Genomic DNA, 22,022 nt, shown 5'->3' with positions numbered 1-22,022 from the left:
CCAGACAACTATCTTAACCTAAAACAAATGGAACATAACAGTACATTCCCAATAAAAGAAGCAGATTTAAAAGCGTTGCGAGAAGAAGCGGCTTCCTATATTAAAGGAATACAATGGGAGCAAGGTTATCGAGCAAAAAGCAAGGAAAAGGAAACCAAAGAGCAGGAAAACATATTACTTTACCTTTCTAAAGCAACTGGAGGTTCTTCTGCCACAGACATTACTTCTGTTTCAAAAACAATTTTAGCTCTTAAAAAACGGTTGTTGCCAGATACAGTAGCATTACCATTACAACTAAATGAGACGCTATTTGTTTTACAAGAAGCTATAGCCATAGGTATATGGGCAAAGGATAGTTATTATGATGCCTCTGGTTTAAGCGATTTAAATGAACGCAAGGCAACCTTAACACCTAACCAGCGTCACGACTTAGAAGCTAAGATGCAAACCGCTACGGCATTTATGTTATTTAGTTTGGCAAGTTACATAGTCACTACATTAAAAGAACGCACAAGTGAAACTGTAAACGTGATGAAAAACAAGTTTGCAGGAATACCAGAACTGTCTTTAAACACACCTACAAAAGGACTATCGTGTGTGCTGTTTTATTATGACAAGTACTTAAATCATCCTGATATTATTACTAAAGAACGTGATAGTATAGATTTTACGGTTGTTTTCTTTGAAGCATTAATAGGAGAAATTAATCTTCGTAAAAATGCGTTGGAGCACACAGAAACTATAACAGACAGAACATATAAATTAGAGAATTCAACATTTTCTATCTCAGGTTGGGATCTAAATTTTTTAGATACAGCAAAGAGTGTAGAGTTTAATAAAATTAAGTTTGAAGAAATTGTTGGTAACCGAGACGCCAAACATTTTTCTAGACGGCTAACAGAGCGTTTGCTAAGTTATGATGTAGAAGCAAAGAAGAACCCGTTTCAGGAATTAGGCGGCTTTATGCCAGTATTTATGGGTTACGGTATTCCTGGTACAGGAAAGAGTATGCTAATTGCAGCTATTGCAACACGATTAAAAGAGTTAACAGACCAATTAGAAGTTCCATTTTTATTTCACCCAATGCCAGATACGTTAATATCTACATTTCAAGGTGGTTCTGCGGAAAAGATGGTACAGTGGATGAAACCTTTGCAAGACCCAACTCGCTTAATCTTTGCACCTATAGATGATGCTGAGAATAATTTACAAGAACGTACAGCACAAGGTGTTTCTGCAGGTGTTAAAGAAGTAATAGGTGTGTTTTTAAGGTATACAGAAGGTGCATATGCTATGAATTACGGAAATTCATCTATTGGCTTATTTACAAACTTACCAGAGCAATTAGATAAAGCAGTAATAAATAGGATTCAAGGCAGATTTAAAATTGATGGCGCGCAATCTGAGAACGACTTTATAGATCAAGACTATTTGTGGTGGAAAAAATTTGAAACCACATTACCTGGTTTTGTAAGTATGAAAAATCCAGACTATAGTTTTTTAGCCGATCAACAATTGGTTTCAAACTTATCTCAACTTATGGAGACAATTGAAAAGCCAACAGAAGAACGCGTCTTGAAAATTTATGAAACTGTTGAAGCTGCTCATACAGCTAACGAGCACCAATTTTATGCAGCGTTATACAAACAAGTACAAGATGTTTTTCCATTTTTCTCTTCTAGAGATGTAAGAAATATACAGAGTGCAATTTCGCTAAGGTTAACAGATTTCGATTTGCCCGAAGACTGGTATGAAAATCCTGAAATATATTTTAAGAAAACCTATAACACAAAGCTCGATATGCTTAGGGAGTTAATGAAAGCCAATATGAAAGGCCTTAATTTCTCTGACATAAGAAAGCAAGAAGTTATTCGCTATCTAGATAATATGGCCATAATAGCAGATACAGATTTTAAACGCAAAGTAGACAGCCGTATTAAACAAATGAATGTTGAGGTTGCAGCAAGAAAACAGTTTGAGAGCTAAGGTTTCTTAGTTATTCAGCTAATAATTCTGTTACAAAAGCATCAAACTCACTTTTAAAAACTTCATACTTTTCTCCAGTTGCAGGACCATCAAAACCAGTGTGAATCTTTCTTACTACACCTTTTTTATCTACAAATATAGTAGTAGGATAGGAGAGAATTTGGTTAAGCATAGGTAACTTTTCTTGAGATTTAGCTTTGTCTGCACTAACATATTGTGCTAATAATATAGGATAAGGGACATTTGCATTGTCTTTTAACCTTTCAATACTTTTAAAAGCCTTTTCCTCGGTAGGAGCATACTCAAAAGCAAGAGCTAGAAATTCTAAATCATCTGTTTTATTAGCATTATAATAGTCTACATAATATCTTGTCTCATCTAAACAGTTAGGGCACCAAGTTCCCATAATTTGTATAATTCTTACTTTTCCTTTAAGATTGTCATCATTTAAGGAGATACTTTCGCCTTTAAGATTTGGAAAAGTAAACTCTAAACCATCATAACCATCTTTAATATAAGTTAATGAATTTGCATCTGGAAGCTCATAAGCATCATTGCGCATAGCCTCAAAGGGTTCCTTAAAATGATTGCCAGAATAAAAAGTTCCTTTTAATTGCTCACCTTCTACTTGGCCGCTAAATAAAAATGCGTGAGCACCATCAAAAGTAGAAAGTTCAAAATAGTTGCCATATACAACACCTTCTAAGTAACGGTAGTCTCCAGTTGTAGTTCTAAAAGTTCCCGTAATGGTATTACCATGTTGTTTAAAAATACCTTTTGCGACATAACTATCTTCTGTGCCTGGACTAAAAATAGTTTCCCATGAGCCTGTCATGTCTACACTTGGTTCATCTTCAATTTCAAACCGATCTTTTTTACCATATGTAGCTGTAAAGTTTACAATGCGATTTAAGCTTGGTTTAATATACTTAGCAGAAATATTTGTAGAGTCGAATGTGCCTTTAATGATACCTTCGTATACAGGAAATTGAATAGTAATGGTGTCGCCTTCTACATTAATATCTTCAACATTAATTTCCTCTTCGGCATTAAAAACCGTTAAGGTATTATTATCATTAACCTTAAATGTAAAGGGTAACTGTTTACCATCTTGTACATCTAAAACAGCATGCCAATCTCCTGTTTTTAAAGGGAGACTTTCTTGAGTGTTAGTAGTAGTTTCTGTTTTACAAGATAGTAGCGTAGTGAACACTAATAAGGTTGCAAAAAATGCTTTCATAACTAATAAATTAAGTTGGTTGGTCGTAGTAGAAAGGTATAGCTTTCTATAAAATTAAAGAAATGTAAGTGCTAAATTATAAGGTGTATTTACGTTTTCTAAGACTTATAAATACAACTCCAAATATAGCTAATAAGACAAGTGGCAATAAAATATTGATAAGCTGCCACTTAAGTTTTTCATCTGCTATTTTATCTGGATTTAGGAAGGCAATAGATATTTCTTTAGATCTAATATCTATTAACCCAGTATCGTCTAGCAAGTAATTTACACTGTTTAAGAGAAATTCTTTGTTTCCATAAGCAGCGCCAGTATAACGTTCAAAACCTAACTCTAAAGGTTGATTGCCGTTAGTTTTGTTTTTAATAATATCTCCATCTGAGATGACGAGCATTGCAGTAGCTTCACTATTGTTTATGTTGTTTTTATAACTAAAAGGTTTTAATCTATTTTCATACACAGATGTAAAAGAACCTTCTAACAATACAGCTAAAGGTTGTTCGCCATCTTTATAAAGTTCTAAATTTGGTTGTTGCCCTAAAGCTTTTAAGGATAATTGTCTTGGTACAGCATCGAGCTTTGTTGTGGGTGAACTTGTAAGTAATACAGTTTTGTTTATACTATTCTTTAATGTGTCTATTGGGTTGGCATACTCAAATTTTACAGCTTCAATATTGTTAACTATAGGATGTGCTTTTGTTGCTGTTGGTAGCGGAAAGTAAAACCAAGGATATGGGTTAAATTGTGTGTCTTCACCTTGTCCACTTGCTAAAATTAATGGCGCGCTATACAGATCATTTACCAACTCAGTATTTATCCTAATGCCATATTTAAAGAAATAGTCATCTAAATTAAGTGGTCTTGGTAATGCAAATGAAGTTTGAGTAGGGTTAAAGAGACTATCAGTTTCAAAAGCAACTTGCTCTGTTAGCCAGAGCATTTTACCACCTTGCATAAGATACTGGTCCAAAACATATTTTTCTTGCTCTGTAAAAGCTTGAGTTGGTTTAGCTTCAATCACTAAATCATACTCATTTAGCTTCTCTAATGTACCAGTTGGATTATTAGCAACACTATCTAAAGTAAATGGAGCAACACGATAATACGGTTTTATAGTCTTTATAAAGTCTGCAATATTTAGATCTGGTAATTCACCATTACCTCTCATAATTGCAATTTTTTGCTTTCTTGGTGTAAGTAATTTAGAAAATGCATCTGCAAACACATACTCAAGTTGTTGCACAGAAGCGTTAACACGTTCTTCTGTGGTAGCTCCTAAATTATTTTTTAATAATGGAATTTTTACAGTTTCATCGTTATAATTAGCCATTGCCCACGGAAAAATAATACGTTGCTCATTTTTACCATTTTCTTTAACGGTCACTCTTGCTGGTGTCATTCCCATTTGGTAAAACTGTGTAGCTATGGCCTCAGCATCGGCATTTCCTTCTAATGGATTTATAAAGTTGAAGTATATGTTAGGGTTTTCAGCATTAAACTCTTCAAGGATAGATCGAGTTTCTGTTTGAAGTCTTTTAAACTCCGATGGAAATTCTCCTTGTAAAAATACATCTACTATAAGTGGAGCTTCTGCTTTGTTGGTAATATCTAAAGCAGCTTCAGAAAGTGTATATCTGTTGTCTTTTGTAAAATCAAATCGGTTAAAAAATGAAGTTGAAACACTGTTTATTATAACAAGTATGACAACAACTAATATGAGTGGCTTTATATGTGAGTTAGACGTTTTCAAATTAATTAATATAGCGTTTAATATTGAAATGCGTTAAGGCTATAAAGAGAACAGTTATACTTATAAAATAGATAAGATCACGAGTGTCTAAGACACCTCTTCCTAAACTATCATAATGGTATTGTAATCCAAAAAAACTAAGATTAAAAGACGACTCATTAATTAATTGGCTTGAAATCCCATCAAATCCATAAAACATTAAAAAACATATTAGAACGGCAATTATAAATGCCACTAATTGGTTTTGGGTTACGCTTGAAGCAAATAATCCAATAGCTACAAATGTAGATGCTAATAACAGCATACCTATATATGAGGTAAGGATAACGCCTAAATCTAAATTACCTGTAGGATTACCTAATGCATATATGGTCCAGACATAAACAAGTGTTGGTAGTATTGCAATTACTATTAATGACAATGCACCAAAATATTTCCCTAAAATAAGTTGCTTAGAGCTAATAGGCTTGGTGAGTAATAACTCTAATGTACCTTGTTTTCGCTCTTCAGCAATACTTCTCATAGTAACAGCAGGAATAAGAAAGAGTAATACCCAAGGTGCTAACCTAAAGTAAGAAGACAACTCAGCGAACCCATAATTAAAGACATTAAAGTCACCTTGGAACACCCAAAGAAATAATCCATTAACTATTAGGAAAACAGCAATGACCAAATACCCTATGGTACTTGAGAAAAAGGTTTGTATGTCTTTTTTTAAGATGGCGTACATAAGCTATGACAATGATACCAATTTGTTGACACTCCAAGCTTCTGGTTTGCCATTAAATTTCAGTTTAGTTTCTGCCCAAACAGCTTTAAAAAGGGTTGAGTGTCTGTAATTTTCTAAATCCTCTTCAAGATTCCAATAACTATACGTGAAAAAAATCTCTTTATTATTTTTATCCTGATATAATTCTAAAAATTGACATCCTGGAAAATTTCTGATTAAAGCTTTCTTCTCATCAAACATTGTTTTAAACGAAGAAATCTCTTCAGTTTTAATAATCAATTTTACAATTCTTACAAACATAGGATTATTTAAAAGTTACGGTAACAGTATCTAAATAGGTAAGCCCAAATAGACTAGAGGCACCACCACTTGTTTGAGGGTTACTTCTGTACATTGCCAGCTCTATGAAATCTGATGTATTAAAGATGGCAAGTTTCTTACCTTCATCATCAAATCGTTGTTCTTTATTTACCGTAAAATCAATTGCCTGGCTATAACTGGTAAATATTTTAGAAATCTTTAAACTTCTCGCGTGTATGGTAAACGCTCTTCCTTTACCAATAGTCTCGAAAATAGATTTGCTAATATTGGTAACCACATTACCATAATTGTCTATATATATTACGTGTCCTGTAATTTGTGTTAGGTCATTATTAGCTTGAGCTTTTAGGTAATGTAACTCTTTAATAGTTTCACTAATTTTTCCAACAACCTCCAACGTACCTCCACGCGCTATGTGGCAAGCAACACTTACAAAAACATCTAGAACAGGAAAATTTGTCTTAATAGCATCGTGAATATTAATCTCAACTATCTTTTCAGGATTAATTTCTGAAGTAAGCAAACTCATAATTCCATTATCTGCACAAATAAAGAAATGCCCATCTAGTTTTAATGCAAGATGTTTGTTTTCTGGGGTTAGCTCTGCATCTACACCAATAATATGAATGGTACCTTCAGGAAAACTTTTGTAGGCATTTTTTATAATGTACGCAGCCTCTGGAATGTGAAACGGTGAAATACTATGCGTAATATCTACAATACGCATATCTGGCATCTCATTATATATAGCACCCTTAACTGCACCAGCAAAAGGGTCTTTCTCCCCAAAATCTGTAGTAAGCGTAATTATAGCCATATATAAAGGTTAATATTTAGATTTAAGAAATTAAGAATGAAAACACTTTATGAGGATATATTTTCATTAAATTTGTTAGACAAAACTATGCAATTAAACACAACTTTGTAAATAAATCCTACCGGCTTTTGAACGAACTTATCATAGAACTTTCCGAAATTAACCCACAAGAATTTTTTGGGTCTCAAAATTCAAATATTCAGCTTCTTAAGAAATATTTTCCTAAGTTAAAACTTGTTGCAAGAGGCAATAAGTTAAAGGCTTTTGGAGATGAAGATCACTTAGAGGAGTTTGATAAACGCATGAGTATGCTAATGGAACATTTTTCTAAGTATAATAAGCTAGATGAAAATGTAATAGAACGTGTACTTACTAGCGACAAAAAATCTGATTACGAAACCTCTGCAACTAGTGGAGATGTGTTAGTGCATGGTGTTAGCGGAAAACTTATTAAAGCGCAGACGGCAAACCAACGTAAGTTGGTTGATCTTATGAGTAAGAACGATATGGTTTTTGCAATAGGACCTGCAGGAACAGGGAAAACGTATACAGGTGTAGCATTAGCTGTAAAAGCGTTAAAAGATAAAGAAGTAAAACGTATTATCTTAACACGACCTGCAGTTGAAGCTGGTGAAAATTTAGGGTTTCTTCCTGGAGATTTAAAAGAAAAATTAGATCCTTATATGCAGCCTTTGTATGATGCGTTGCGAGATATGATACCTCATGAAAAGCTAGAAACGTATATAGAAAAAGGAGTAATCCAAATTGCACCAATGGCATTTATGCGTGGGCGTACTTTAGATAATGCCTTTGTTATTTTAGATGAAGCACAAAACACTACGCATGCACAAATGAAAATGTTTTTAACCCGTATGGGTAAAAGCGCAAAATTTATGATAACAGGAGATCCTGGACAAATAGATTTACCTAGACGAATTATTAGTGGCCTTAAAGAAGCTATTTTAGTGCTTAAGGATACAGAAGGAATTGGCATGGTGTATTTAGATGACAAAGATGTAATACGCCATAAACTTGTTAAAAAGGTTATTGAAGCTTACAAAGCTATTGAAAACCAAAGCTAGGATAACCTAAGACAATCACAACAATTTATAACCCTATCAACGCATTACAATGAATACGATTACAGAGTCAAATTTTACGTTTCCAGGTCAAACAGATGTATATAAAGGAAAGGTAAGAGACGTTTATACATTAAATGATGGTAGGTTGGTTATGGTAGCATCAGACAGGTTAAGTGCTTTCGATGTTGTTATGCCAAAAGGAATACCATATAAAGGACAAATACTAAATCAAATAGCCACAAAGATGATGGCTGCTACAGAAGATTTAGTACCTAATTGGTTACAAGCAACACCAGATCCTAATGTTGCTGTGGGTATAGCTTGTGAACCATTTAAAGTAGAAATGGTTATAAGAGGATATTTATCTGGGCACGCAGCAAGAGAATATAAAGCAGGAAAACGAATGCTTTGTGGCGTAGCTATGCCAGATGGTATGAAAGAGAATGATAAATTTCCAGAACCTATAATAACTCCTGCAACTAAAGCAGAGAAAGGTGATCATGATGAAGATATCTCGAAAGAAGATATTCTTAAACGTGGCATTGTTTCTAAAGAAGATTATACGGTATTAGAAGACTATACTAAAAAGCTTTTTAAACGCGGCAGCGAACTTGCAGATAAGCGCGGATTAATACTTGTAGATACTAAATATGAATTTGGGAAAACTTTAGACGGAAAAATCCTACTCATTGATGAAATTCATACACCAGATTCTTCTAGATATTTTTATAAAGAAGGGTATGCAGATCGTCAAAACGCTGGTGAAGCCCAGAAACAGTTATCTAAGGAGTTTGTTAGGCAATGGTTAATTGCTAATGATTTTCAAGGTTTTGAAGGACAAACTATTCCTGAAATGAGTGATGCATATATTAAATCTGTCTCAGATCGTTATATTGAGCTTTACGAAAACATTACAGGTGAGGCTTTTATAAAATCAGATATTTCTAATATTACTTCAAGAATATCGAATAATTTAACAGAGTACTTGAAATAAAATTAATTGATTTCTTCGTTTTTAGACTTTTTTAACAAAATATTTCACTTCTGCACAAGCATTAACAGTCTTCATTTTGTTAAATAAAATACCATTTTAAGATTTTTTTAATAAAATACGTAATTATGTTAAAAAGATTAACATAGGTGATGTTTTAAATATTGATTATTCTTAATAAAATCTTAATTTTTTATTTGAAGCTATGTAATTTCAGCATTTAATAATTATTCAAATAATACTTAGTTATGGTTTAACCATAATTTTTATTATGCGTGTACAATAATTCTTGTTAATATATTCTTAAATACATTTCAGCGTTGTTAAAATTCTGGAAGAGGTGCAATACGGTCGTAAATTGTATTTGTATTAAAAATTTAAATCCTCTTATTATGAAAACAACATTACAAATTACGACTGCAGCGCTTTTCGCAGCAACTTTACTTTCTTCTTCCAATCTTTCTGCTCAAGTTGATCCAATAATCACCTTAAGTGAAGATCACATGATTTATTTTCAAGGTTTGCCACAAGCAAGTTTATCTACTTATTTAGATAATAGCGATAATCAAAATATTACTAGAGATGGAGATATACTTTATCTAGATAATGCAAACCCAGTTGATTTATCTGACCTACGTGATAACACAGACAATCAATACCTATTAAAATTTGGACACACCTTATTATTAGAAGATGGTGGTTCTGTAGATTTTTCAGAGTATGCTCAAAATGCTCACAGAGATGGTGATATGCTATTGATAGACAATGCTGATCCTGTTGATTTATCTGACCTTAGAGATAATACAGATAACCAATACCTTTTAAAGTTTGGCCATATGTTATTACTAGAAGATGGTGGCTCTGTAGATTTTTCTAGCTATATGGATAATACAGACGAGCAAACAATTTCTGCTACAACAAGTGCAAACAACTTAAGACTAAGTATTTCTAATGGTAATGATATCGATATTGATATGGCGCCAGTTTTTGAAGAACATAAATTAGCTATTAAAGCTTTACTTTTACAAGTTGAAGCTTTAACTGAACGTGTAACAGCATTAGAAGCTTGTTCTTGTCAGACTATTAAAACAACTGGGCAAAGTAAGCCACAAACAATTGAAGCTAATGGCGGTCTTAATGCTAGAGGAACACAAACTCAAACTCAAGATGTAGACGCTAAGGTGACTACAGAAAACTCTGCAAAACTTTACCAAAATATACCTAATCCTTTTCAGGCTACAAGTTCTATCAAGCTTTTTGTGCCAGAACAAGCTAAGTCTGCAGTAGTTAAATTTTCAAATACTAGTGGGAAAACAGTTTCTTCAATAGATCTTACTCAACGAGGATATTCTGAATTAGATGTAAACGCATCAGATTTGTCTGCTGGAATCTACTTATATACTTTATACGTAGATGGAAAATTAATTTCAACAAGAAAGATGGTAGTTAAATAATGATTTAACCTTATTAGAATATTAAAAAAGCTTCAGTTAATTCTGAAGCTTTTTTTTATGCCTTAAACTTTCGTGTATCTACAACGTGTTAACTATATAAAAGATACTTTAAAATTCTTTGTTTACTAAGGTTTAAAGGCTCTTTAGTTATAAAGTGAGTTTGTTATCTATGACAAGCTAAACAAGCTTAAAAAAGATACAAGGTTAAGGCCTTAATAGAGATGTTCTGCAGATTCTATAGTTTTATTTCATAATAATACTGAGTGACAATATCTTAAAAACTAGGTCTAAGAATGCTTAAAATTAAGTAGCTCTCAATTATTCGGGTATAGCTATACCTGTTGAATTGTACTCTTATACATAAACCCTTGACAAGATGAGTTAATACTTATAGATAGATACTTCTTAAGCTTCAGAAACAACCCTGTAGCGATAGAATACTATTAGCTAATATGGTAGTCTTAAAGACTAAAGTATAGTGTATAAAAAAAAGGCTTCAGAATTAACTGAAGCCTTTTTAATATTTATAAAAGAGTAGGTGTGATTAGTTCAATTTGAAAGTCACACGTCTCATTAATTGTCTTGCGTATTTAGAAGACTTGTCTACAGAGTTGTCTTCGCCACCACCTTTAACAGTTAGTCTGCTTGCAGATACTCCAGAAGCAACTAAGATGTCATTAATTTTCTGTGCACGTTGCTCAGATAATTTTTGGTTGTAAGCTTCGTTACCAATTTCATCAGCATAACCTACTAAAGTAGCGTTAGCATCTGTATTAGCATTCATATACTTTACTAAGTAGTTAATAGCTTCAAGTGAGTAAACAGAAGGCTCTTCGCTGTTAAACTTAAAGTATACGTTTACGTAACCTTTATCAATTAGTTCAGCAATTACGTCATCACCATTAACTGTAGTTTCAGATCCAGTTTTTAAGTATCTAGCATCTAAAGCAGATTCCATTTCATCTGGAATACCATTTTTGTTTAAGTCGATAGCTTGACCACGAGTGTTAACAGCTACACCAGACTCAGTTCTGTTATCTTGGTCTAAGTAGTTTGGCACACCATCTTTATCGTCATCTATCATATCATTCTCTATCTTAGCAATACGCATTCTAAGAGAATCCATTTCTTCTTCTAAAGCATCAGCTTCGTAATACCAGTCTGCGTGAGTAGAAGCACTTCCTAAGTTAATAGAGATACCAGCAGATACATTTACAAGCATACTGTTAAAACCTCTTGCAGCATTATCACCAGCAATAGATCTTACAGAAGATTGTCCATCCCAAGTAACATCTTGCCCTACGTGACCAATAATAGAAAGGTCTGTAGTGAAAGTTACACGCTCGCTTAATTTAAATTGAGGTGTTACACCAAGAATTGCGTGAAACATAGCATCGTCTTCATCTGCACCAAAGTTAATATCATCAGCTTTAGCAGAAGAATATCCGAAACCACCATGTCCTAAGATTGTAAACCAATCTGTAAATGTGTTAAAGTCTAAAATAGTACCTAAATTAGCTACACCTTGAATAGAACCTCTGTAATAGTTGTTCTTAAATTCTAAGTTGCTATCATTGTCGTTTTCGATATTGTTGTAACCAAAATCTAGCTTTACACCAAATTTATTGTTGAACATATATCGTGCACCTACAGAACCTTGGAAAAAAGTAGCCTCATCTGCTACGTATCCAGGAGTGAAAGGTCTTGTTGCTTTACTAGCACCACCTTGTAACTCGATAGACCATTTATTGTAGTCTGCCTCTTGAGCCACTATTGTGCCTGTAAGTAATAATAATCCAATTAATAAAATTTTCTTCATTGCGGTTGTTTTTGTTTAACATGGGCAAAGATAATGTTAATCAAAGGACTATGTGTTAAAAAAAATTAAAATAATTAGGCAACTTCTAGTGTTTCAAACAGCTGTATTTGAGACTGTAAGCGTTCTGTTGTAAGATTCATCATACGTTTGTTAAGAGCAGATGAATCATTTATATAGGTTAAATATTCTAATTTAGTAAACTGTCCTATTAGAATTCCTTTCAGGCTATTCCTAAATTTTATATCTTTCTGAATTGCATTTTCTATATATGCAAACCGCTTTTCTGCATTTAACTTGTAAAACAGGTTTTTGTGTTTTCTTATATAATTTCTAAAGACTTCAATTAATAAATCATTCTGTAATTTAAGTATAGGCCTAATGGTTTCGTTTTGAAATTTCTCTCCAGAACTTGTGCTTGCAGTAACTGTTGCAGTTACAATTTTAGGACGCATTGCTTTAATTTCTCTGTCTCTATCATTCATAATAAGATCATTTTCTATTAAAATTAACGATACTTTAAATACAATCTTGTAAGTAGTCACTTTAGTTTTTAACGTGTTATAAACACTTTGCGTTAAACTACTACTAATAGGTGTAGGAGAGCCATAAGCATTTTGTAATTTTATAAAAAACAGTATATGAAATCTATAAATCCTTATACAGGAGAAACCATACAAACATTTACGCAGTTTACGCCATCTCAAGTAAGTGCTTCAATAACTAAAGCACACGAAGCTTTTTTTTCTTGGAAGAAAACCTCATTTAGTGAGCGTTCTAACTTAATGCGTTCTGTAGCTAAAGGATTAAGAGAACAAAAAGATAAATACGCTAAAACAATGACCCTTGAAATGGGTAAGCCAATTACTCAAGCTAAAGCAGAAATTGATAAATGTGCTTGGTTATGCGAATATTATGCAGATACTGCAGAGCAACATTTAACCACTAAGATAATTAAGACAGATGCTGCAAAAAGCTATGTAAACTACGAACCTATTGGTGTTGTCTTGGCGGTTATGCCATGGAATTATCCTTTCTGGCAAGTATTTAGGTTCATTGTTCCTGCATTAATGGCTGGAAATGTTGGCGTTTTAAAGCATGCAAGTAATGTTATGGGCTGCGCAGAACTTATAGAAGCTGTGTTTATAAATGCTGGCTTCCCTAAGCATTGTTTTCAGAATTTACCAATAAATTCAAGCAAGGTTGAAGCTATTATAAGGCATAAACATATTAAAGCGGTTACCTTAACAGGTAGTAAACCTGCTGGTAGTATGGTTGCAAGTGTGGCAGGTGAAGAAATTAAAAAGTCTGTACTTGAACTTGGTGGTAGTAATGCACTGGTTGTTTTTAAAGATGCAGAAATAGATAATACTGTAGCAACATGTGTACAAGCAAGATTTCAAAATACAGGGCAAAGTTGTATAGCAGGAAAACGATTGTTATTACATAAATCTATTGAAGAAGAGTTTCTTGATAAATTGAAAAAAGAAGTAATTGCTTTAAAAAGCGGGAATCCTTTAGAGGAAGATACCTATATAGGAACAATGGCCAGAGAAGATTTAGCTGAAGAATTGGAAGAGCAATTAAAAGCTTCGGTTAAAGAAGGCGCTAAAATTTTAATAGGAGGAAAGCGAACCAATGCTTACTTTGAGCCAACTATAGTTACTAATGTAACACCAGAAATGTCAATTTTTAAAGAAGAAACATTTGGACCTGTTTTATCTGTGACTACATTTAATACAAATGAAGAGGCAGTTGATTTAGTAAATCAATCTGATTTTGGATTAGGAGTTTCGATATTTACTGAAAACGATTCTAAAATTGAAAAACTAATTCCGTTGTTTGAAGATGGTGCTGTATTTGTAAATGAGCTGGTAAAAAGTGATCCGCGACTACCATTTGGTGGAACAAAAATTTCAGGTTATGGTAGGGAGTTGTCTGAAGATGGTATTAAAGAGTTTGTAAATAAAAAGACAGTTTACATTAAGTAGCTATAGGTAATTTACTATTGATGGTGATAAGGTTCATTCCTTAAAATTGTAAATGCACGGTATAACTGTTCAATAAAAAACACACGAATCATTTGATGTGAAAATGTCATTTTTGAAAGTGAAAGTTTACTATTTGCTCTGCTATAAACCTCCGTGGAAAATCCATAAGGACCGCCAATTATAAAAACCAGACGTTTTAAACCTGTGTTCATTCGTTTTTGAAGATAAGCAGAGAAGTTAACAGAACTAAACTCTTTACCATTTTCATCAAGAAGAATAACAAAATCTGAAGTTTCTAACTGTTTCATAATTAGTTTGCCTTCCTCGTTCTTCTGTTGTTCTATAGAAAGGTTTTTAGTATTCTTTATATCTGGGATAATTGTAAAGTCAAAATTTATATAGTGGCTTACACGTTTAGTATATATATCTGTGAGCTCTTCAATTAATTTTTGGTCTGTTTTGCCAATGGCATATAATTGTATGTTCATTTTAAAAACAATTAATTAAGTAATTGGTATTTTCTCTTGAAATTTTTCCAAAGCTATATTTATCAGTAATTTTATAGTGAGTATCACCTTCGATGTTAAATGATATATTTTTAAACATACCTGTAAGCTTTAACTCAGAATACCTTGTCTTATCTATCTCCTGTTTATAAACATCTAGATAGAAAGTATCATTAGGATTGGTGTTTTGAGTTCTTAATTGAAGGGAAAAGAAAACAATAGATAATAAAAGTAAAACTTTCAATTTCATAATTTCAAATTAACTTATAAAAAGTATAATTTGCCATTAAAACCAGAGAAATGATTTCAGAAGAACAATTTCAGTTCGAGATAGACCAAATTATAAAAAATGCAATTCGTGAAGATGTAGGAAATGGAGACCACAGTTCTTTGGCTTGCATACCTTCAGAGGCACAAGGAAAGGCAAAATTACTTGTAAAAGACGACGGCATTATTGCAGGAATCGAGTTTGCAAAACAAGTATTTTCGTATGTAGATCCTCAAATTAAAATAGAGCAGCTTATTAAGGATGGAGATCCTGTTAACTATGGTGACATTGCCTTTTATGTAGAAGGCGCATCACAATCTATTTTAAAAGCAGAACGTCTTTTGCTAAATGCAATGCAGCGTATGAGTGCTATTGCAACCAAAACAAATACGTTTGTAAAATTATTAGAAGGTACAAAAACTCAAATTCTAGATACTCGTAAAACAACACCAGGAATTAGAGCTCTTGAAAAATGGGCAGTAAAAATAGGTGGTGGTACCAACCATAGGTTCGCACTTTATGATATGGTAATGTTAAAAGATAATCATATAGATTTTGCAGGCGGAATCACTAAAGCCATAGATAAAACAAAATCATACTTAAAAGAAAACAACTTAGATCTTAAAATCATTGTTGAAGCTCGAGATTTAGATGAAATAAAAACCATATTAAAATCTGATGGTGTCTACAGGATATTAATAGATAACTTTAATTACGAAGACACAAAAACCGCTGTAACGTTAATAGGCGATAAGTGCTTAACAGAAAGTAGTGGTGGCATTACTCTAGATACAGCAAGAAAGTACGCCGAATGTGGTGTAGACTTTATTTCAAGTGGCGCACTTACACATTCAGTTTATAATATGGATCTTAGTCTTAAAGCCGTTTAAATGAGTAAACCTGTAGAAGATGAGTTAAAAAAAATCCCTATAGTTAGCTGGTTTGTAGCTTCAGGGAAGAAAATCATCTTACCAGGTATGCAAGGTCTGTCTTTATACGACCTATGGGAAATGTATTCTGTAGGAATTATAAAGGGAACTTTTTCAACAAGAGCAAGTGCAATAGCCTTTAGTTTCTTTATGGCTGTATTTCCGTTCTTACTTTTTATGCTTAACCTTATACCCTTTATAACTTTTATTGATGATTTTCAGTTAGAGTTTCTCACATTTATGGATGCTCTTTTGCCTCCAACGACAACCGAGTTCTTTAATGGTATTTTTGCAGATATAGCAAGTAACCAACGTGGTGGTTTACTGTCTTTTACATTCGTGCTATCTATATTTTTAATGGCAAACGGTGTAAATGCTGTATTTACGGGTTTTGAGTATTCATTTCACACTTCAATAAATAGATCTATAATAAGACAGTATATGGTTGCTGTAGGTGTTTCAATAATATTGGCATTGTTGTTGCTAACTACAGTTATAGCAACAGTTTACATATCGTATATTATAGATGGCTTAACCAGTATGGGTATTTTTAATGATGATGTTTTCTGGTTGCAAATTGCAAGATATGGTGTATTTGTAATAATTGTATATGTAATTACTGCATTACTGTATTATACAGGAACAAGAGAAGGAAAACATACTTCTTTTTGGTCTGCAGGAGCTTTATTTACAACATTGCTAATTATGTTAACCACATATTTATTTGGAATTTATATTGAAAATTTCAGCAATTATAATGAACTCTATGGATCTATAGGAACACTATTAATACTAATGGTATACATTTGGATTAATTCAAACATTATCCTTTTAGGTTTTGAATTGAATGCATCTATTTACAGATTAAAACAGAATTTCGCATAAATTATGCGTACATAATAAAAATTTATTAATTTAACCGCTATAAACAAAAACTAGAAATATGAGAATTTTACTTTTTACCCTGATTGCTTTCTTAATGATTGCACCAAGCCAAGCTCAAACTAAAGTAGGAGATGTAACACTTCCTAATACAATGAAAGTAGGAGATGCTAGTCTGCAACTTAATGGTGCAGGAATACGAGAAAAAATGTGGTTTGATCTTTATTCTGGAGGTCTTTACCTTACAGAAATAGCATCTAATGCTAGCAACATTATTAATGCAGATAGACCAATGGCTATAAAACTACACATTACATCTAAACTTATTACTAGTGATAAAATGATAAGTGCTGTAAATGATGGTTTTGATGCTTCAACTAATGGTAATACAAGTGCTATTGCAGCAGACATTAAAAAATTCACTGGATTTTTCTCTGAGGAGATTGTGAAAAACAATGTATTTGACATTACTTACCAACCAGGAGTTGGAGTTGTAGCTTTTAAAGATGGTAAGGAATTAGGTACTATTAAAGGTATGGAATTTAAAAAAGCATTATTTGGAATATGGTTAGGAAAAAAACCAGCAGATGATGACCTTAAAGAAAATATGCTAGGACTGTAAGTTTCTAACAATTAAATGAAAAAGCCTTCTTTAATAGAAGGCTTTTTTTGTGGTCTAAAATTTAAAATTAGCAGTTCTTATATTTATCGTGTAAGCCTTTGCCATCTAAAATAAGTGGTTTAGCTTTTTCTAATCTATTAACCCTAGTTTTTTCTTGTTTTGCACTTGCTATATGTTGTGCATATTCTTTCTGTCTTCCAGATGTTAAAGTTTTAAACGCAGTTTGAAAATCTTTATCGCTTTTAAACGCAGCTAACAATTCTTCAGGCAAGACAATATCTTTAGCTTTAGGGGCTTTTGCAATTTTAATTTCCTTCCCATCTTTTTGGTTTTGTATAGCTTCTAAAATATAAGACTTTATATCTTCTAATGGCAATACATCATCTTTTGTGAAATTTAATTGTCGCATCCCTTTAGTTTTTCCTTCTTGGGCATTTCTCAACAATCCTTTTTCATCTTTTAAAAACGCACCTTGAAAAAACCAAATGCCATAATGGTTTTTAAAAGCTCCAATGCCTGCCACATTTTTACCATTTATAGTATAAGTAGGAATTCCCCATTTAAGAGTTTCAGTAAACTCTGTGTCGTTTAGTAGCGTTCTTAGCTGTTGTAGCTGTGATTTAAATGGAGAGTCTTTTTTGAAAAATGCTTCAATCTTATCTTGCTTAGAGTCCATAGTGAGTATTTAAATATATCGTTTAGCAGTTAGTTCTGCAACAGTAACAATAACCTGTACAGCTTTCATCATACTCTCAACAGGTACATATTCATAGCGTCCGTGAAAATTATGTCCGCCAGCAAAAATATTAGGGCAAGGTAATCCCATAAAACTTAATTGAGAACCATCTGTACCACCACGAATTGGTTTGATAAGTGGTTGTATGCCTAGCGTTTCCATAGCTTCTTTAGCAATATCTACAATATGCATTACAGGTTCTATATGTTCTCTCATATTAAAATATTGATCTTTAACATCAACAGTAATTGCAATTTGTTCTAATTGTTCATTAAGATCATTAGCAACTTGTTGCATAATAGCTTTTCGAGCTTCAAAATGTTCTTTATCGTGATCTCTTATAATATATTGAAGTTTTGTTTCTTCAACTTTGCCATTCATTTGATATAAGTGGAAAAAACCTTCTCTGTCTGAGGTATGCTCAGGAGTTTCTAATCTTGGTAGTGAGTTAATATAGTCTTGTGCTATATACATTGAGTTTACCATTTTCCCTTTGGCATAACCAGGATGTACAATTTTTCCTTTAATAGTTACTACTGCGCCAGCAGCATTAAAGTTTTCATATTCAAGTTCTCCTATCTGGCTGCCATCCATTGTATAAGCCCATTCTGCTCCAAATTTCTCGACATCAAATTTATGTGCACCTCTTCCTATTTCTTCATCTGGTGTAAACCCTACTTTTATATCGCCGTGTTCAATTTCTGGGTGAGCTAAGAGGTACTTCATAGCTTCCATTATTTCTGTAATTCCGGCTTTGTCATCTGCACCTAAGAGTGTTGTGCCATCTGTTGTTATAATGGTTTGACCTTTGTATTGCAGTAAATCTTCAAAATATGCTGGAGACAATACAATATCTTCTTCAGCATTTAAGATAATGTCTTTACCATCATAATTTTCAATAATTTGAGGCTTAACATCTTTACCCGTAAAGTCTGGAGTTGTATCAAAATGAGAAATAAAACCAATAGCAGGAACATCATAATCTACATTGCTCGGTAAGGTAGCCATGATATAGGCATTATCATCAATTGTAACATTAGACATACCCATTTCTTTAAGCTCTTCAACAAGTTTATGAGCTAAGACCCATTGTTTTTCTGTACTTGGTGTAGTGTTGCTTTCTGGATCGCTCTCAGTATCTATAGTTACATAGCTTACAAAGCGTTTAATTAACTTTTCTTTATCTATGGGCATCATTGCTTTTTTTGTTTTACTTCAAAAGTATAGAAATGCGGTCCTAAAAACAAGCTAGGATTAGTAGTGTATAACTTTAAAATTTCTTTTTGAAGCCTATTTGTAGCACCTAATTAAATCAGTTATTTTTGAAGCACCTAATTTCAGCTATGTACAAGTCTATCCTAAGGCCAATCCTTTTTAAATCTGACCCTGAAGAAATTCATCATTTTACATTTTCAAGTGTAAGACGTTTATTTAAAGTGCCAGGTTCTAAGAATATTATTAAAAAACTGTATCAAGTTAATGATACGCGATTAGAGCGTGAGGTATTTGGTCTTAAATTTAAAAATCCAGTAGGCTTAGCTGCAGGATTTGATAAGGATGCCAAGCTTTATAAAGAATTATCTCATTTTGGTTTTGGCTTTATAGAAATAGGTACGGTTACACCTAAACCACAACCAGGAAACCCTAAAAAACGATTATTTAGATTAAAAGAAGATCAGGCCATTATTAACCGAATGGGGTTTAACAATGGTGGTGTAGCAGAAGCTGTTGTTAGATTACAAAAAAATAAGAATGTACTTATTGGTGGTAATATTGGGAAAAATAAAGTAACTCCAAATGATGAAGCTGTTAACGACTATATTTTATGCTTTAATGCATTGTTTAATGTTGTAGACTACTTTGTTGTTAATGTTAGCTCACCGAATACACCAGGTTTGAGAGAATTACAAGACAAAGAACCACTTACTAAGTTGTTGGCAACATTGCAAGACTTAAATGCCCAAAAGGAGAAACGTAAGCCAATTCTATTAAAAATAGCACCAGATCTTACTGAAGACCAATTATTAGACATAATTGATATAGTAGCAACTACAAAAATTGACGGCGTAATTGCAACAAACACTACAATTTCTAGAGAAGGTTTAACATCTGTAAATAAAGAAGAGATTGGTGGTTTAAGTGGAAAACCACTCACAAAACGCTCCACTGAAGTTATAAGATTTCTTTCTGAAAGAAGTGATAAGGCTTTTCCTATTATAGGAGTTGGAGGCATACACTCTGCCGAAGATGCGCTTGAGAAGATTGAAGCAGGAGCATCTTTAGTACAACTTTATACAGGATTTATCTATGAAGGGCCACAGCTAATAAAAGATATTAATACAGAACTTTTGTTACAAGCTTAAATGTTAGAAGCACTTATCTCATTTTCTTTGGCAACTATTGTATTGGCATTTTCTCCAGGTCCAGACAATATTTATGTATTAACCCAAAGTATAAGCAATGGGAGCAAGGCAGGAATTGCGACGGTAGCTGGATTAATTTCTGGTTGTATAGTACACACTGCATTACTAGCATTTGGAGTGTCTGCGCTTATTACAGCATCACCACAACTCTTTTTTATTATAAAACTAATTGGTGCAGCTTATTTATTATACCTGGCGTTTAAAATTTATAAAAGTGATGCATCTATTGCTATAGATGGTACACAAGAGAAAAAATCATACATCGAATTATTTAAAATTGGCGTTGTAATGAATTTACTCAACCCCAAGGTAATGCTGTTCTTTTTAGCATTTTTTCCAGCGTTTATTTGGAACCCAGATGGCAATACAACACTGCAATTCTTTATATTAGGCGGAACCTTTATGTTAGTCTCGTTCTTAGTGTTTTCAAGTATAGCTATACTAGCAGGAAAAATATCAAAATATTTAAGACAAAGTAATACAATAGGCGTGGTGTTAAAGTGGCTTCAAATTATAGTATTTGTAGGAATAGCCATCTTCATATTTATTTAAGCATCCAATTTGATTATCTTTGAATAACTTCAAAATGTAAGTATGTCCAACGCTGTAAAAATCATTGAATGCCCTCGCGATGCTATGCAAGGTATCAAAGATTTTATTCCAACAGAGAAAAAAGTACAATACCTTCAAGCCTTGTTGCGTTGCGGTTTTGATACTATAGATTTTGGGAGCTTTGTATCTCCTAAAGCCATACCACAAATGGTTGATACTGCTGAAGTGTTATCTAAGTTAGATCTCTCTTCAACAACGAGTAAATTATTAGCAATAGTAGCCAATACTAGAGGCGCTCAAGATGCATCTAATCATCCTGAAATTCAATATTTAGGGTATCCATTTTCTATTTCTGAAAATTTTCAGATGCGTAATACGCATAAAACCATTCAACAATCTGTTGAAACACTTCAAGAGATTTTAAATATAGCAGATGCTTCAAATAAAGAAGTGGTCACTTATATATCTATGGGCTTTGGTAACCCTTATGGAGATCCTTGGAATGTTGAGATTGTAGGAGAGTGGACAGAAAAATTATCTGCAATGGGTGCTAAGATATTGTCATTATCAGATACTGTAGGAACCTCAGATCCTGAGACTATAGATTATTTGTTCTCAAACCTTATTCCTAAATATCCAGACATAGAGTTTGGAGCACATTTGCATACCACACCAACGACATGGCACGAAAAAATACACGCCGCATATCAAGCCGGTTGTGTGCGTTTTGATGGTGCAATACAAGGCTTTGGCGGTTGCCCTATGGCTAAAGATGACCTTACAGGAAATATGCCTACAGAAAAAGTATTGTCATACATGACGCAAGTTAAAGCTGAGACCAATGTTAAGATGATGAGCTTTGAATCTTCCTATAATGAAGCCACTAAAATATTTACCAAGTATCATTAAAAATAGGTTTTACTATT

General features: G+C 33.0%; 22 protein-coding genes. 11 read left to right on the top strand and 11 right to left on the bottom strand.

From position 1 onward, the window contains the following. The first annotated feature begins 27 nt into the window (after positions 1-27). Complete coding sequence (locus tag CL818_RS09960) at positions 28-1,986, top strand: AAA family ATPase (RefSeq protein WP_013187415.1); 1,959 nt, start codon at positions 28-30, stop codon at positions 1,984-1,986. Positions 1,987-1,996: 10 nt separating this feature from the next. On the opposite strand, the gene CL818_RS09955 is transcribed toward CL818_RS09960, so the two are convergent. The 5 genes from CL818_RS09955 to CL818_RS09935 all read right to left on the bottom strand — a co-directional run bounded on the left by CL818_RS09955 (position 1,997) and on the right by CL818_RS09935 (position 6,844). Further along, complete coding sequence (locus CL818_RS09955; RefSeq protein WP_272974348.1) at positions 1,997-3,226, bottom strand: TlpA disulfide reductase family protein; 1,230 nt, start codon at positions 3,224-3,226, stop codon at positions 1,997-1,999. Between the two features lie 76 nt (positions 3,227-3,302). Beyond that, positions 3,303-4,976, bottom strand: a complete 1,674-nt coding sequence (gldG, locus tag CL818_RS09950) for a gliding motility-associated ABC transporter substrate-binding protein GldG (protein WP_272974347.1) — start codon at positions 4,974-4,976, stop codon at positions 3,303-3,305. A 1-nt stretch (position 4,977) separates the two neighbouring features. Next, positions 4,978-5,706, bottom strand: coding sequence for a gliding motility-associated ABC transporter permease subunit GldF (gene gldF, locus CL818_RS09945; RefSeq protein ID WP_272974346.1), 729 nt, complete (start codon positions 5,704-5,706; stop codon positions 4,978-4,980). Positions 5,707-5,709: 3 nt separating this feature from the next. Beyond that, entirely contained in the window at positions 5,710-6,006 is a 297-nt protein-coding gene (locus CL818_RS09940) for a putative quinol monooxygenase (protein WP_272974345.1), read from the bottom strand. Positions 6,007-6,010: 4 nt separating this feature from the next. Further along, complete coding sequence (locus CL818_RS09935) at positions 6,011-6,844, bottom strand: SAM hydrolase/SAM-dependent halogenase family protein (protein WP_013187420.1); 834 nt, start codon at positions 6,842-6,844, stop codon at positions 6,011-6,013. 128 nt (positions 6,845-6,972) lie between these two features. Between CL818_RS09935 and CL818_RS09930 the strand changes: the two genes are divergently transcribed. From CL818_RS09930 to CL818_RS09920, 3 genes are all read left to right on the top strand, one after another. Next, entirely contained in the window at positions 6,973-7,926 is a 954-nt protein-coding gene (locus CL818_RS09930) for a PhoH family protein (RefSeq protein ID WP_013187421.1), read from the top strand. Between the two features lie 49 nt (positions 7,927-7,975). Next, positions 7,976-8,920: a phosphoribosylaminoimidazolesuccinocarboxamide synthase gene (locus tag CL818_RS09925; protein WP_272974344.1), complete on the top strand. Its 945-nt coding sequence runs from the start codon at positions 7,976-7,978 to the stop codon at positions 8,918-8,920. A gap of 389 nt (positions 8,921-9,309) precedes the next feature. Next, complete coding sequence (locus CL818_RS09920; protein ID WP_272974343.1) at positions 9,310-10,371, top strand: T9SS type A sorting domain-containing protein; 1,062 nt, start codon at positions 9,310-9,312, stop codon at positions 10,369-10,371. 544 nt (positions 10,372-10,915) lie between these two features. Here CL818_RS09920 and CL818_RS09915 read toward each other — a convergent pair. Then, a complete protein-coding gene (locus CL818_RS09915; protein WP_013187424.1) occupies positions 10,916-12,190 on the bottom strand; it encodes an OmpA family protein in 1,275 nt (424 codons plus the stop codon). Between the two features lie 74 nt (positions 12,191-12,264). Then, positions 12,265-12,672 (bottom strand): glyoxalase, encoded by a 408-nt coding sequence (locus tag CL818_RS09910; RefSeq protein ID WP_272974342.1) that lies wholly within the window; start codon positions 12,670-12,672, stop codon positions 12,265-12,267. A gap of 156 nt (positions 12,673-12,828) precedes the next feature. Between CL818_RS09910 and CL818_RS09905 the strand changes: the two genes are divergently transcribed. After that, positions 12,829-14,178, top strand: coding sequence for an NAD-dependent succinate-semialdehyde dehydrogenase (locus tag CL818_RS09905; protein ID WP_272974341.1), 1,350 nt, complete (start codon positions 12,829-12,831; stop codon positions 14,176-14,178). Positions 14,179-14,192: 14 nt separating this feature from the next. Here the strand turns inward: CL818_RS09905 and rlmH are convergent, their stop codons facing one another. Both rlmH and CL818_RS09895 read right to left on the bottom strand, forming a co-directional pair. Then, positions 14,193-14,666: a 23S rRNA (pseudouridine(1915)-N(3))-methyltransferase RlmH gene (gene rlmH, locus CL818_RS09900; protein ID WP_272974340.1), complete on the bottom strand. Its 474-nt coding sequence runs from the start codon at positions 14,664-14,666 to the stop codon at positions 14,193-14,195. A 1-nt stretch (position 14,667) separates the two neighbouring features. Next, positions 14,668-14,934, bottom strand: coding sequence for a hypothetical protein (locus CL818_RS09895; protein ID WP_013187428.1), 267 nt, complete (start codon positions 14,932-14,934; stop codon positions 14,668-14,670). A gap of 50 nt (positions 14,935-14,984) precedes the next feature. Here CL818_RS09895 and nadC point away from each other — a divergent pair, with 50 nt between their 5' ends. From nadC to CL818_RS09880, 3 genes are read left to right on the top strand one after another with little or no spacing between them, the layout of a single operon-like run. Next, on the top strand, positions 14,985-15,842 hold the full coding sequence (nadC, locus tag CL818_RS09890) for a carboxylating nicotinate-nucleotide diphosphorylase (protein ID WP_272974339.1): 858 nt from the start codon (positions 14,985-14,987) through the stop codon (positions 15,840-15,842). Next, on the top strand, positions 15,843-16,766 hold the full coding sequence (locus tag CL818_RS09885; protein WP_013187430.1) for a YihY/virulence factor BrkB family protein: 924 nt from the start codon (positions 15,843-15,845) through the stop codon (positions 16,764-16,766). It abuts the gene before it with no gap. 58 nt (positions 16,767-16,824) lie between these two features. Next, positions 16,825-17,385 (top strand): chalcone isomerase family protein, encoded by a 561-nt coding sequence (locus tag CL818_RS09880; protein WP_272974338.1) that lies wholly within the window; start codon positions 16,825-16,827, stop codon positions 17,383-17,385. Positions 17,386-17,452: 67 nt separating this feature from the next. On the opposite strand, the gene CL818_RS09875 is transcribed toward CL818_RS09880, so the two are convergent. Beyond that, positions 17,453-18,061 (bottom strand): YdeI/OmpD-associated family protein, encoded by a 609-nt coding sequence (locus CL818_RS09875; protein WP_272974337.1) that lies wholly within the window; start codon positions 18,059-18,061, stop codon positions 17,453-17,455. A gap of 9 nt (positions 18,062-18,070) precedes the next feature. Then, on the bottom strand, positions 18,071-19,318 hold the full coding sequence (gene pepT, locus CL818_RS09870) for a peptidase T (protein ID WP_013187433.1): 1,248 nt from the start codon (positions 19,316-19,318) through the stop codon (positions 18,071-18,073). A gap of 146 nt (positions 19,319-19,464) precedes the next feature. Here pepT and CL818_RS09865 point away from each other — a divergent pair, with 146 nt between their 5' ends. Genes CL818_RS09865 through CL818_RS09855 form a run of 3 tightly spaced genes read left to right on the top strand, consistent with a single transcriptional unit; the run spans position 19,465 to position 22,005 of the window. After that, entirely contained in the window at positions 19,465-20,484 is a 1,020-nt protein-coding gene (locus CL818_RS09865) for a quinone-dependent dihydroorotate dehydrogenase (protein WP_272974372.1), read from the top strand. Further along, complete coding sequence (locus CL818_RS09860) at positions 20,485-21,096, top strand: LysE family translocator (RefSeq protein WP_013187435.1); 612 nt, start codon at positions 20,485-20,487, stop codon at positions 21,094-21,096. A 42-nt stretch (positions 21,097-21,138) separates the two neighbouring features. After that, positions 21,139-22,005 carry a hydroxymethylglutaryl-CoA lyase gene (locus CL818_RS09855; RefSeq protein ID WP_286972883.1) on the top strand — a complete coding sequence of 289 codons (867 nt, stop codon included), beginning with the start codon at positions 21,139-21,141 and terminating at the stop codon, positions 22,003-22,005. Positions 22,006-22,022: the final 17 nt, after the last annotated feature.

This window comes from Croceibacter sp. (genome assembly GCF_002716225.1).
GTDB classification, from domain to species: domain Bacteria; phylum Bacteroidota; class Bacteroidia; order Flavobacteriales; family Flavobacteriaceae; genus Croceibacter; species Croceibacter atlanticus.
This window is presented reverse-complemented; position numbering and strand designations above follow the sequence as displayed.